Below are 12,114 nucleotides of genomic sequence, written 5' to 3'. Positions count from 1 at the left end.
CCGTCGGAAAAAGGACCCGAACCACGGGCACCTCGTCGGCGGCCTACTTCACTCTGCGAGCGGCGGCGGGTGCGATTCCCGCCGCCGACTCACCTTCTGATCATGGTGTGTGGCACCCAAGCTCACGCGGACGCGCTGTGGGAGGAGGTCACGGCCGTGCTCGCCCCTCTGGGGCTCCGCCTGTCCGAGGCCAAGACCCGCGTCTGCCATATCGACGAGGGGCTGGACTTTCTTGGCTTTCACATCCAGCGGAGGCGCAAGAAGGGCACCAGCGAGCACTACGTCTACACCTATCCGTCGAAGAAGGCGCTGGCCTCCATCACGGGCAAGGTGCGGGCGCTGACGAACAAGAGAGGTCAACGCACTCTCGCCGACCTGCTCCGCCAGCTCAACTCGGCGGTGCGGGGATGGTGCTACTACTTCCGGTTCGGGTCGTCCACAGCCACGTTCCACTATCTCGACGACTTCTGCTGGCGTCGAGTGACGTTGTGGCTGAGGAAGCAGCATCCCGGGATCGACTGGAGGACTCTGCGACGCCGCTATCTGACCGGCGAGCCCGGTTGGCGGCCCGAAGAGGACGGAATCACGCTGTTCGTCCCGCAGCGGGTGAAGGTGACCCGCTACCGCTGGCGTGGATACAGCATCCCGACACCATGGGCGAAGGCCGCGATGGCGTGAACCGCGCGGTCCCGAGGGAGTCCGTGGAGCGCCGGATGCGGTGAGAGTCGCATGTCCGGTGCGGAGGGCGGGCCGGGGAAACGGGCTGGTCACAAGGCCAGTACCGCGCCCCGGTCCGACCCCTACACCACCGCTGTCCTGTCGCAGCAGGGCGGTCAAGCTGGGGGCAGCCTGACCCGGGAGGTGCCGGGCAAGGCGGCAAGCGGCCCCGACAAAGCCGGGACGTGCCAGCACCGCCAGATGGTGCGGGTCCGGCAAGCGAGACGGAGAGGTATACGAGAGGAACCGGCGCTTGAAGCCTCCTAAGGTGACATCAGCTCGAACCTGGTGGATTTGGGCTGGTTGCGGTGCGTGTTCGCCTTTCTTCCCGGGCGTGCAACTCCCGGGTCATGATTGCCAGGTGACCGGGGAGGTCACGGTGAAGTGCTGCGGGGTAGCCGTGGCGAGGCCGCGGGGGTATAGCCGGGTGCCTACTTCGACGAGCGATCAATCAGTGAACACGGGAACCTCCCCGGTCTCGCCCCTGGTCCGCGCTTCCAGCGCGGGCGAGTTGGGCTGGGCACACCGTCTGCCGATCAGGCCGTGGGAGGGGCGGAGCCGCCGTAGTACTCCGAGCCGGGGAGAGCCCGGCACATGGGGAAGGGCGGCAGCGAGATGCAAGGGAGGTACTGCAATGTCCGAAGACACCGGGGTGGATGCCCCGGTCACGTGGCCAGTGGCTGACGTCGCCGAGCTGCAGGTACGGAAGATGCAGATCAAACTGCACCGTTGGGCGGCAGCCGCTCACGGCTTCCGGTTCGACGATGTGTTCAACTTCGTCTGCGACCCGGCCACCTTGGTGATGGCCTTCGAACGGGTGGCGGGCAACACCGGAGCCCGGACGGCGGGCGTGGACGGCGTTCGCGCCGACCACGTGCGTGCGGCCGGGGCGGAAGCGTACCTGGACCGCATCCGCTCGCAGTTGCGGGCAGGGGTCTTTCGGCCATGCCGGTGCGTGAGCGGATGATTCCCAAGACGGGCGGGAAACTGCGTCGTCTGGGTATCCCGATCATTGCGGACCGGGTGGTGCAGGCCGCGCTGAAGCTGGTCCTGGAACCGATCTTCGAGGCGGACTTCCGTCCGTGTTCGTACGGGTTCCGGCCCAACCGGCGTGCGCACGACGCGATCGCTGAGATTCATCTGTTCGGTTCCCAGGGATATCGCTGGGTGCTGGACGCTGACATCGAGGCGTGCTTCGACCGGATCGATCACGTGGCCCTGATGGACCGGGTTCGAGCGCGGGTGAAGGACAAGCGAGTGCTGGCGCTGGTGAAGGCGTTCATCCCTGTTCACAGCCACTCGTTGATCGCCGCTACGAGGACGGTCGCCTCGTAGCGGACCGCGAGCTTGTCGTACCTTGTCCCCACAGCTCGGTGCCTTTTGAGTCGATTGATGCCGCACTCAACCGCGTGCCGAGCTTTGTAGTCCTCCCGGTCGAACTTCGGCGGACGGCCGCCGCGGGAGCCGAGTTTCTTGCGGTTGCGGAAGGAACAGCCCGGTGCGCAGGTCGGGAACGAACGCGTCCAGGACGACATGGCGGAATCGCCGGCGCTGGGCGGGGGTGAGGTGCTGGAGGTCGGCGGTGAAGCGGGGGAGGGTCTCGAAGGTGGGCACGGTGATCTCCTCCGGGCAGCAAGAGGCAGCCCCCGGTGGTTGCCGCGGGCTGCTGTAGGCGGTGCTCGTTGGTGGTGCGCGTTCCTTGGTGCGCGGTGGTGCTCAGTGGCGCTTGTTGGTGCCGTTCGGGGCGTGATGTGAGGGCTGCCGGAGAGCGATGACATTCGCTTCCGGGCCGGAGCCGTTTCCCGCCTGGCGGGCGCCTGAGAAGAAAGTTCAGCCGTTTCCCGCCTGCGGGACGTACCGCTGATCGGCCTTTTCTTGCAGATCAAAGCCGTGTGGCGTGGTCTGCATGACAGTTGATATCAGGGTCATTCGAGCCGGTCAGATGTACCGCTACTACTTGCGCCAGACCGTTGTCGGCGACGGACGCCGCCCGTCCCGCACGCCGCTGCGCGAGGCCCAGGAGCAAGCCGGTGTCCCGGTCGGGCGATGGATGGGGCGCGGCCTGGCCATGCTCGGACTGGCGCCGGGCGAGGAGGTCACCGAGGCGCAGCTGCGGAACCTGTTCGGCGAGCGGGGCCGGCACCCGTACGCGGACCGGATCTGGGCCGACCTGCTCGCCAAGGGCGCGTCCCCGAAGAAGGCGTTCAAGGCCGGCGCCCTCGGTCGCCGGGTGACGGTCACGGGCGTCGACTTCGTCTTCCGGCCGCAGCCGACGATCTACCTGTTGTGGGCGCTGGGGGATGAGGAGACCCGGCGGGTGATCGAGGCCGCGCACGCGCGCGCGATCGAGCGGGTGCTGGAGTGGATCGAGGACGAGGTGGCGGTGATCCGGTACGGCAAGGACGGCATCTACCGGGTGCGGCCGCCCGGCGGTCTGGTCGCCGCGCGCTTCCGCCACTACGAGGCGCGCTCCGGGCGGCCCTTGCTCCATGACCATCTGCTTTTGTCCGTGAAGGGGCAGCGTCTGGACGGGAAGTGGGGGTCGATCCACACCCTGGCCCTGCACGAGAACACCGTGGCCGCCTCCGCGCTCTACAACGAGATCGGGGCCGCGGAGGTCTGCGAGGCGCTGGGGCTGGCGACCGAGCCGCGCACCGTCACGCCGGCCCGCCGGCCGGTCATGGAGATTGCCGGGGTGCCGCACGAGCTGATCCGCTGGACCGCCCGGCGCAGCGACCAGATCGCCGCCTGCCTCGAGGACCTGGAGCACGAGTACGTCACCGCCGTCGACGACAACGGCGAGCCGAAGTTCCTGCCCTTGGTCTCCGAACGGGCCCGCGCCAAGCTGAACGGGATCGCCGCGAAGATGACGCGCCCGCCGAAGCAGAAGGCCCGGCCCCTCGCGCAGCTGCGCAAGGAGTGGAAAGAGAGCGCGATCCGCACCTCCAAGGTGGCCATCGATGTCATCAACTCCCTCCTCGAGTATGCCCGCGCCGCGGCTGCAGCGATCCGGGCCCGGGTCGCCGCCGTGGTCGACGTCGCCCTGCCGGCCGTCGACGTCGCCGCGACGGTGTTCGTGATGAACGACGGCGGCCGCTTCCACCGCCGGCACCTGCTCGCCGAAGCCCGCCGCCACCTCGCCCTCGTCCTGCGCGGCCGCCGCCGCGAGCCGGGCCTGGACGACTGGATCGTGGCCGCCGCCATCTCCACGTACTGCCTGGACATCAGCGAGCCGAAGACGGTGCGCGGCCTGGAGGCCGACTACCGCCTCTACACCGCCCGGTGGGCGCTGTCCGACCTCCCCGACCGGCGCCGCCCACCCACCCCCGCACCTGGCCCGGACCGGCACCCCCCGGCCGATCCCGGCGAGCCGGCTGCACTCCGGCCCCCGGGCCAGGACGCGGGGGAGTGGGAGATACCCCGCATCCCGCTGCAGTACGAGCCCGCTGTCCTCGCCGGCGCGGCGGTGCGGGAGAAGCTGCGCACCACCACCGCCACCGCTACCGCTGCGCGGGGCCGGGCGTACGACGTCGTCGCGCACCAGCAGGCGGCGATGCCCGAGCAGCTGCTCGCGCCTGCGGCCGCCGACGCCGAGCACAGCGACCGGGAGCCGGAGGCTGGACGCCGGGAGGCGATCGACCTGACGGCGCTGCGGGCCTTGAGGGAGTCGCGCACGGGCGTGGAAGCCCTCGATTTCACGGACGAGCGGCTGCGCCACCTTCAGGACGCGTTCTCCAAGGCGGCCGACGCCTCCCGCACCCGCGCGGACCGCTATGCCGAACAGGACGATGCCGATGGAGCGCAGCCGGTGCGCCAGGACGACCAGCGGGTGCACCACCCGCAGGAGCCAGGACCGCACCGCGGCCGGGAGGCCGGCCACTGAGTGGACCCGATGCCGCGCACTTGATGCCGTGGTGCGCACCGATGATGCCCGGCATCCACTCCCACCCGAGTGGATGCGCACCGGATGGACGGTGGTGCGCATCGTGGTGCGTAGGGATGAAGTCGGTGCGCACCGGGTGGATGCACACCACCGTGCCAGTGCGCATCCACCCCCGAGTGGTGCGGCTACCGGTGCGCACCGGGTACGGAGTGCACCGCGTGAGCCAGCACCAGGCGCTCATCGCGCATCGCCTCCAGGGTGTCGGCGGTGTCCGCGTGGTCGGGGTCCGGGATGACGTTCACCGTGAACCGGATGATGCTGCGGGCGATGCCAGGAGCCGCCGTGGTGGGGGAGTCCCGCGCCCAGTCCCGGAGCGTGGACAGCAGCACGCACCCGACCTCGTCCAGCGCGAAGGAGGCGTACTTGCGAGCCCTCATTCGTCAGCACCTCGTCGACCGAGCCCGGCGTTGTTCACGAGATTCGGCAAACACGGCAGGCGCCCCGCGTCGGCCGACCGCCGGTCCGAGTTGACGGAGGAGCTGGAAGCGACGCCGGCTCAGGACGTGATGGAGGCCCGGAAGTGGTAGCGGTCGCCGCGGTAGACGGCCAGGGTCAGTTCGAGGGGACGGCCATTCTGGTTGTAGGCGAGCTGGTAGGCGACGAGTACTGGTGTGGCATCCGTGATCTCCAAGAGTTCACGCTCGGTGTCGTCCGGCTGCCTGGCCTCCACGGAGTAGTCCGCGACCTGGGGGTTCTGCGCCGGCTCGGCGCTGCGCAGCGTCGCGAAGAGTGACGCCTCGGTGAAGTCGGTCTCCGCCAGGACGGGGCACAGCGCAAGTGGGAGCCGGTTGTGTTCCAGGACGACCACTTGGCCGTCGAGGAACCGCAGCCGCCGCATCTCGAAGATGGCAGCGCCCGGTCCGACGCGCAGCGTCTCGGCCTCGGCGACGGTCGCGGGGCGGATCGCGGAGTGCAGCACCCGGGCACGGGTGGCCAGCCCGTGCTTGACCGCGTAGTCGGCGAAGCCCTCGACGGTGTGCGCGGCAGCGCCAGCGCCAGGGATGTCCGGGGCACTGCTCTTGTCCTTTTGCGGGAAGGTGGCGGACCGCGCCACGAACCATCCGCGGGCCGCAGCGGACTCGACCATGCCCCGAGCGGCGAGCTCGGTGAGCGCCGCGCGCATGGTGACGCGCGACACCTCGTACCGCGTGGCCAGGGCCCGCTCCGAGGGCAGCCGGTCTCCGGCCTGGGCACCGTCGGCCGAGACATCGCCCCACAGACGGGCCGCCACCTGGGCGTACAGCGGCAACGCGTCGTCGGTCAGCAGGCTCTGAGGGAGGCGGGGAGGGGCGGTCTCCGAGGTAGGCATACCAGAAGAATACCAGAAAGAGACTATTGACGGCCACCAATAGGACCAGTTAGGTTCAACGCGAGCACCGGGCCATTGTGGCAAATGGGCTCAAAATGCACGACAATGAGGGGTTGACAATGCAGAGCCCGTTGGACGAGGTGGTCGGCCGCCAGAAGGCCGGACAGCCGCAGGGCATCACTTCCGTCTGTTCAGCCCATCCGCTGGTCATCGAGGCGGCCGTGCGGCAGGCACGCGAGACCGGCACCCACCTGCTGGTGGAGGCGACCTCCAATCAGGTGGACCAGTACGGTGGTTACACGGGGATGCAGCCCGCGGATTTCCGCGATCTCGTACATCGCATCGCCGCCGAACATGGTCTGCCACTGGACCATGTCGTCCTCGGAGGTGATCACCTCGGACCGAACCGGTGGCAGTCCCTCCCGCCCGACGAGGCGATGGAGAAGGCCGTGGACCTGGTCGCCGCCTACGCGGAGGCGGGCTTCACCAAGATCCACATGGACTGCAGCTTCCCCTGCGCCGGCGACCCCGTACCACTGACCGATGACATCGTTGCTGACCGCGCCGCGCGGCTGATCCGAGCGGTCGAGGACACGGTGGGCCCGGAGCGGTCCGAGCAGATCCGGTACGTGATCGGCACCGAGGTCCCCACCCCCGGCGGCGCCCACGAGACGCTCGGCGCTCTCCTGCCGACCCGGCACGAAGCCGCACGTACGACTTTGGAACAGCACCGGAAGGCATTCGCCGAACACGGCCTCGACGGTGTCTGGCCGCGCGTGATGGCGCTGGTGGTCCAGCCGGCCGTGGAATTCGACCACCTGCGGGTCGTCGGCTACCGGCGGGAGCTGACCGAGGACCTGCGCAGGGTTCTGGACGACGAGCCCGCCATGGTCTTCGAGGCGCACTCGACCGACTACCAGACCGCCGAGGCGCTCATCGCGCTGGTCGAGGACCACTGGGCGGTCCTCAAGGTCGGCCCGGGGCTGACCTTCGCCCTGCGCGAGGCACTGTTCGCGCTCGCCGCGATCGAGGACGAACTGGTGCCGGCCGCGGAGCGGTCACGGCTGCCCGAGGTCGTCGAGCGGCGGATGCTCGCCGAGCCGGCCAGATGGGAGGGCTACTACCCCGGCAGTGCTGACGAGCAGCGCCTGGCCCGCCGTTACAGCTACAGCGACCGGCTGCGCTACTACTGGCCCGACCCCGAGATCGAAGAGGCCCAGGACCGCCTGCTGCGGAACCTCTCGGCCGTGGACATCCCGCTGCCGCTGCTCAGCGCCCACCTTCCGCTCCAGTACGCCCGCGTCCGCCAGGGCGAACTTGCCGCCCGGCCGCGCGACCTGGCCGTGGACCACGTCCGCGACGTTCTGCGCGACTACGACCGCGCTTCCAACCCGAATCTGAAGGAGTACGTGTGACCGCGCCCACCGGCACGCTGCCCGTCGACGACGGCGCTGCCCACACCGTCCGCGAGATCGCCCAGCAGCCCGGTCTGTGGCGGGAGGTTGAGCGGATCGTCGCAGCTTCCCGGGAATCGCTGGACGCCTTCCTGCGTCCGCTCATGGCCCGCGGCGACCTGCGCGTGGTGCTCACGGGCGCCGGCACCTCGGCGTTCGCCGGCCAGCTGCTCCAGCCGGCGCTGGCCCGGCGCCTGGGACGGCGCGTCGAGGCGATCGCCACCACGGACCTGGTGACCGACCCCCGCGGCCACCTCGCCCAGGACGTGCCCACGCTGCTCGTCTCCTTCGCGAGGTCGGGTGACAGCCCGGAGTCCGTGGCCGCCACCGGCCTGGCCGACCAGCTGCTCTCCGAGGTGCACCACCTCGTGATCACCTGCAACGAGCAGGGCCGGCTGGCGCGTGATCACGCCGGGCGGCCGCAGTCCCGGGTGCTGCTGATGCCGGGCGGCTCCAACGACCATGGTTTTGCCATGACTTCGAGCTTCACGTGCATGACGCTGGCGGCGCTGCTCGCCCTGGGCGGAGAGATATACGCCGGGGTCCCCGAACGCCTGGCGCGTTCGGTCGAGTCGATCACCGAGGGTGACGCTGTCGAGCGCACCGTGGGCGCTCTCGTGGACCGTGCCCCCGAACGCATCGTCTTCCTGGGCAGCGGTCCGCTGAAGGGACTCGCCGAGGAGTCGGCGCTGAAGGTGCTCGAGCTCACGGGCGGGACGTTCATGGCCGTCGCGGAGTCCTCGATGGGCTTCCGACACGGTCCCAAGGCGGTGCTCAACGACCGCACGGTCGTGGTCGTATACCAGTCCAACGACCCGTACACCAGCCGGTACGACCAGGACATCGTCACGGAGCTGCGCGGGAGCCTCCCCCCCGGCAGCGTCGTAACGGTCTCCGCCCAGCCCGGCGAAGGCACGCAGGGCGGCAGCGACGACCTGTGGGCGCTACCGGGCCTCGACGGCGTCGAGGACGCCGCCCTGGCGGTGTCCGCGGTGGTGTACGCCCAGCTCATCGCCCTGCGTGCCTCCCTGGCCCGGGGCATGACGCCCGACAACCCGTTCCCCTCGGGTGAGGTGAACCGCGTGGTGCAGGGCGTGATCCTGCACTCCCTGCAGAACTGACCAGACAGATCAACGGCGCAGATCAAGGGCGTCGGACGGAGGTACAACGATGTTCCTAGGCGTCGACGGCGGAGGGACGAAGACCGCGTTCTGCGTGGTCGACCGGTCCGGACACGTGGTGGCGCGAGCGCAGGCGGCAAGCTCGTACTACTTCTCGCACGGGATCGACCTTGTCGAGCGTGTGCTGAAAGAAGGCGTGGACGCGGTCTGTGTGGCGGCCGGGCTGTCACCGGCCGATATCGAGTACGCCTTCTTCGGCCTGCCCGGCTACGGGGAGGCGGCCGACGACCTGCCCGTGCTGAATGCCACACCGCGAGCGGTGCTCGGACACGACCGCTACGCGTGCAACAACGACATGGTCTGCGGCTGGGCGGGTTCGCTGGGCGCGGTCGACGGTATCAACGTCATCAGCGGCACCGGCTCGATGACGTACGGCGAACGGCTGGGCCGAGGCGTGCGCATCGGCGGCTGGGGCGAGATATTCGGCGACGAGGGATCGGCGTACTGGATCGCGGTCCGCGGCCTCGGCGCCTTCTCCCGGATGAGTGACGGGCGGCTGCCCGAGGGCCCCCTGAGCGGCGTCCTCCGGCGCAACCTGGAGCTCGCGTCCGACCTCGACGTGATCGACGTCGTCCACAACCGGTGGCAGGGAGACCGAGGCCGGGTCGCCGCGATCAGCCGCTGGGTGGCCGAGGCGGCCGACCTGGGCGACGAAGTCGCCGACGCAATCCTCACCGAGGCCGGCCACGAGCTCGCCCAGCTCGTCGACATCACCCGCGAGCGGCTGGACTTCGGCCCGGACGAAACGGTACCGGTCTCCTACTCCGGGGGCACGTTCGGAGCCGACAGGGTCCTGGAGGCATTCACCACCCGACTGACGAATCGTTTCACCACATACGAACTGCGTGACCCCCTGTACGAGCCGGTCGTAGGTGCCGCTCTGTACGCGGCAAAACTCGCTGGAAGCCCGCTCCCCGGACCCGCGCTCGACGCGCTGCGCAAGGTCTCCGGTTCCCCTGCCTCTGGAGAGGACGACCGATGAAGAACGGTAAAAGAAGCTGGATCCTGTACGCGACGCTGCTCGTCCTGTTCTGGGGCGTGTGGGGTGCCTTCTCCAGCCAGCCGAACAGCAAGTACGGCTACCCCAACGAGATGATCTACGTCATCTGGGCCTTCACGATGCTCATTCCCGCGTACTTCGCCATGCGCGGCAACAAGTTCGACCGGCGGCCGGTCGCCGCCGTGTACGGCCTGATCGCGGGACTGACCGGCGCCGGCGGACAGCTGCTGCTGTTCCGGGCGCTCGCCGATGGCCCGGCGTATCTGATCTTCCCACTGGTGTCTCTCTCCCCGATGATCACAGTCCTCATGGCGATGGTCCTGCTGCGTGAGCGGATCGCCCGGATCGCCGTCGTGGGCGTGGTCCTGGCACTGGTGGCGATCGTGCTGCTCAGCATTCCCGGTGGTGGCGGGGACTCGAACGCGCACGGCCCCTGGCTGCTGATGGCGATCGCGATCTGCATCGCCTGGGGCGTGCAGGCGTTCTGCATGCGCAAGGCGGCACTCGTCGGGGTCAACGACGCGACGACCTTCGGCTGGATGACCATCAGTGGCCTGCTGCTGGTTCCGGTGGCGTTCGCAATGATGGGCAAATTCCCGACCGGCTATCCCTGGCAGGCGCCGACGCTCACCGCCGTGACCCAGGTCCTCAACGCGATCGGGGCCCTGTTCCTGGTCATGGCCTTCAGCCGGGGCAAGGCCTCGGTCGTTGCGCCGATCACCAACGCGCTGGCCCCGGTGCTGACCATCATCCTGTCCCTGATGGTCTATCAGACGCTGCCCAGCGTGTGGGGCTCCATCGGCATCGTGCTCGCCCTCGGCGGCTCGACCCTGATGGTCTACAGCGACGAGAAGGGTGGCGAGAGTTCCGTCGCCCAGGGCGTGCTGGACACCCCGGCGGAAGTGGGCCCCGCCACGCAGAGGCTCTGATCCCATCTCAGTCCCGGCCGGTACGGATGCGGCAGTCCACCCGTACCGGCCGCCCAGGGTCGCCGAACCGCCGGTCTCACCAAGCGGTTCGGACCGGCCACCGAAGCAACACGAAAGTGAGGGGATTGCCCCATGTCCCTGGTTCCGACGCGTGAACTCGTCTCGAAGGCCGCCTCTGCCGGCCGGGCTGTGGCTGCGTTCAACGTGATCACGCTGGAGCACGCCGAAGCGATCACCGCCGGGGCTTCGGCAGCGGGCACGCCGGTGATCCTGCAGATCAGCGAGAATGCCGTGCGGTTCCACGGCGGGCAGGTGCCGCCGATCGCACGGGCCGCAGCCGAGGTCGCTCAGTCCTGCGACGTCGACGTCGCGCTGCACCTGGACCATGTGACGGACCTGCGGCTGCTGCGTGCGGCGGCCGACGCGGGCTTCTCCTCCGCGATGTTCGACGCCGGGGCCCAGCCGTACGCCCAGAACCTTGCCGCCACCCGCGCCGCGGTGGAGTGGGCCCACGGCGCCGGAGTGTGGCTGGAGGCCGAACTCGGCTACGTGGGCGGCAAACCCGACGCCCCCGCGAGCGCCCATGCGCCCGGCGTGCGCACCGACCCGCAGGAGGCTGCGCGCTACGTCGCGGAGACCGGCGTGGACGCCCTGGCCGTCGCCGTCGGCAGCAGCCACGCGATGACCGAGCGCTCGGCTTCCCTGGACCACGAACTGATCGAACGGCTTCGGGATGCCGTCCCCGTTCCTTTGGTCCTGCACGGTTCGTCGGGGGTCGGCGACGACGAACTGCGCCGAGCTGTCCGGGCTGGCATCGTGAAGATCAACGTCGGCACCGCCCTCAACATGGCCTTCACACGCGCGGTCCGCGAGACCCTGGCGGCGAAGCCCGACCTGACCGACCCCCGCCCCTACCTCACTCGCGGTCGAGAGGCGATGGCGGAGACGGTACGTGTGCTGCTCGAGGGGGTGGTGAGCGGCTGAAATTCGAAGCGCCGGCAACGATGTTCGCTATCGCCGCAGCCTACGAGTCCCTCCAGCGCAGCACCGGGCAGGCGCCGACCGGCTGGTACAACCGCTGGACGCCCAGTATCCACACGTGCTGGTCGAGCACGAGGGCTTCCGCTACGACTCCCACGCCTACCGACGCTCGGAGGGGGGCTTGTTGGTGTACGGGGCGACGGCTGACCTGGGGTGTGTTGCTGCTTTATTGAGTGGCCCCGTGAGCGGTTCGAGTAGGGAGGTCAGCGTGCGTGAGCTGGGGTTGTGTCTTCTGTATTGCGAGGGTCTGGGCTCGTTGTTGGTATCGGTAGCGCGAAAAGGCCCGGCGGTGGCGCCGGGCGGGACGAGGACGTACGCGACGGGCGCCGCGGCGTGGGCTGATCCGGGCGGGGGCGGGTTTTTGGGCTCTTCTGCTTGATGTGTGGGTCAGTCTGAGGCGAGTTGGCGTCCTGGCAGTGTTGGGCGGTCGCCTCCGAGGGTGAGTATGACGAGGGCGATGATGGCGTCGGCGGTGCGGAAGCCGAAGCCTCGGCGGATGATCAGGCGGGTCTTGGTGTTGGTGGACTCGATCAGCCCGTT

At 69.3% G+C, this 12,114-nt stretch carries 11 protein-coding genes and 2 pseudogenes; 9 read left to right on the top strand and 4 right to left on the bottom strand.

Annotated elements, in window-relative coordinates; genetic code table 11:
- Positions 1-102 precede the first annotated feature (102 nt).
- The 3 genes from AB0N14_RS38815 (at position 103) to AB0N14_RS38805 (ending at position 2,052) form a co-directional block, all read left to right on the top strand.
- Entirely contained in the window at positions 103-678 is a 576-nt protein-coding gene (locus tag AB0N14_RS38815; RefSeq protein ID WP_366030416.1) for a group II intron maturase-specific domain-containing protein, read from the top strand.
- Between the two features lie 673 nt (positions 679-1,351).
- Positions 1,352-1,684 (top strand): hypothetical protein, encoded by a 333-nt coding sequence (locus tag AB0N14_RS38810; RefSeq protein ID WP_366030415.1) that lies wholly within the window; start codon positions 1,352-1,354, stop codon positions 1,682-1,684.
- A complete protein-coding gene (locus AB0N14_RS38805; RefSeq protein WP_366030414.1) occupies positions 1,663-2,052 on the top strand; it encodes a reverse transcriptase domain-containing protein in 390 nt (129 codons plus the stop codon). The genes AB0N14_RS38810 and AB0N14_RS38805 overlap by 22 nt, the downstream gene beginning before the upstream one ends.
- On the opposite strand, the pseudogene AB0N14_RS38800 reads toward AB0N14_RS38805, so the two are convergent.
- Positions 2,007-2,198, bottom strand: a pseudogene (locus tag AB0N14_RS38800) (IS5/IS1182 family transposase); the annotation flags it as partial. The gene AB0N14_RS38805 and the pseudogene AB0N14_RS38800 overlap by 46 nt on opposite strands.
- Before the next feature lie 425 nt (positions 2,199-2,623).
- Between AB0N14_RS38800 and mobF the strand changes: the two are divergent.
- Positions 2,624-4,600 carry a MobF family relaxase gene (gene mobF, locus AB0N14_RS38795; RefSeq protein WP_366030413.1) on the top strand — a complete coding sequence of 659 codons (1,977 nt, stop codon included), beginning with the start codon at positions 2,624-2,626 and terminating at the stop codon, positions 4,598-4,600.
- 185 nt (positions 4,601-4,785) lie between these two features.
- Here the strand turns inward: mobF and AB0N14_RS38790 are convergent, their stop codons facing one another.
- Both AB0N14_RS38790 and AB0N14_RS38785 read right to left on the bottom strand, forming a co-directional pair.
- Complete coding sequence (locus AB0N14_RS38790) at positions 4,786-5,037, bottom strand: hypothetical protein (RefSeq protein ID WP_366030412.1); 252 nt, start codon at positions 5,035-5,037, stop codon at positions 4,786-4,788.
- Between the two features lie 119 nt (positions 5,038-5,156).
- Entirely contained in the window at positions 5,157-5,969 is an 813-nt protein-coding gene (locus tag AB0N14_RS38785) for a GntR family transcriptional regulator (RefSeq protein WP_366030411.1), read from the bottom strand.
- A 119-nt stretch (positions 5,970-6,088) separates the two neighbouring features.
- On the opposite strand from AB0N14_RS38785, the gene AB0N14_RS38780 reads away from it, so the two are divergent.
- From AB0N14_RS38780 to AB0N14_RS38760, 5 genes are all read left to right on the top strand, one after another.
- Positions 6,089-7,384 carry a D-tagatose-bisphosphate aldolase, class II, non-catalytic subunit gene (locus AB0N14_RS38780; protein WP_366030410.1) on the top strand — a complete coding sequence of 432 codons (1,296 nt, stop codon included), beginning with the start codon at positions 6,089-6,091 and terminating at the stop codon, positions 7,382-7,384.
- The gene (locus AB0N14_RS38775; RefSeq protein WP_366030409.1) at positions 7,381-8,544 is read left to right on the top strand and encodes an SIS domain-containing protein; all 1,164 of its coding nucleotides are present in this window, start codon (positions 7,381-7,383) and stop codon (positions 8,542-8,544) included. Before AB0N14_RS38780 ends, AB0N14_RS38775 begins: the two co-directional genes overlap by 4 nt.
- Positions 8,545-8,593: 49 nt before the next feature.
- Positions 8,594-9,586, top strand: coding sequence for a BadF/BadG/BcrA/BcrD ATPase family protein (locus AB0N14_RS38770; protein ID WP_366030408.1), 993 nt, complete (start codon positions 8,594-8,596; stop codon positions 9,584-9,586).
- The gene (locus tag AB0N14_RS38765) at positions 9,583-10,533 is read left to right on the top strand and encodes a DMT family transporter (protein WP_366030407.1); all 951 of its coding nucleotides are present in this window, start codon (positions 9,583-9,585) and stop codon (positions 10,531-10,533) included. The genes AB0N14_RS38770 and AB0N14_RS38765 overlap by 4 nt, the downstream gene beginning before the upstream one ends.
- Before the next feature lie 132 nt (positions 10,534-10,665).
- Positions 10,666-11,517, top strand: a complete 852-nt coding sequence (locus AB0N14_RS38760) for a class II fructose-bisphosphate aldolase (protein WP_366030406.1) — start codon at positions 10,666-10,668, stop codon at positions 11,515-11,517.
- A 444-nt stretch (positions 11,518-11,961) separates the two neighbouring features.
- On the opposite strand, the pseudogene AB0N14_RS38755 reads toward AB0N14_RS38760, so the two are convergent.
- Positions 11,962-12,114 (bottom strand): annotated as a pseudogene (locus AB0N14_RS38755) (ISL3 family transposase); the annotation flags it as partial.

The sequence above is a fragment of the Streptomyces sp. NPDC051104 genome, assembly GCF_040682835.1.
In the GTDB taxonomy this organism is placed as follows: domain Bacteria; phylum Actinomycetota; class Actinomycetes; order Streptomycetales; family Streptomycetaceae; genus Streptomyces; species Streptomyces cynarae.
This window is presented reverse-complemented; position numbering and strand designations above follow the sequence as displayed.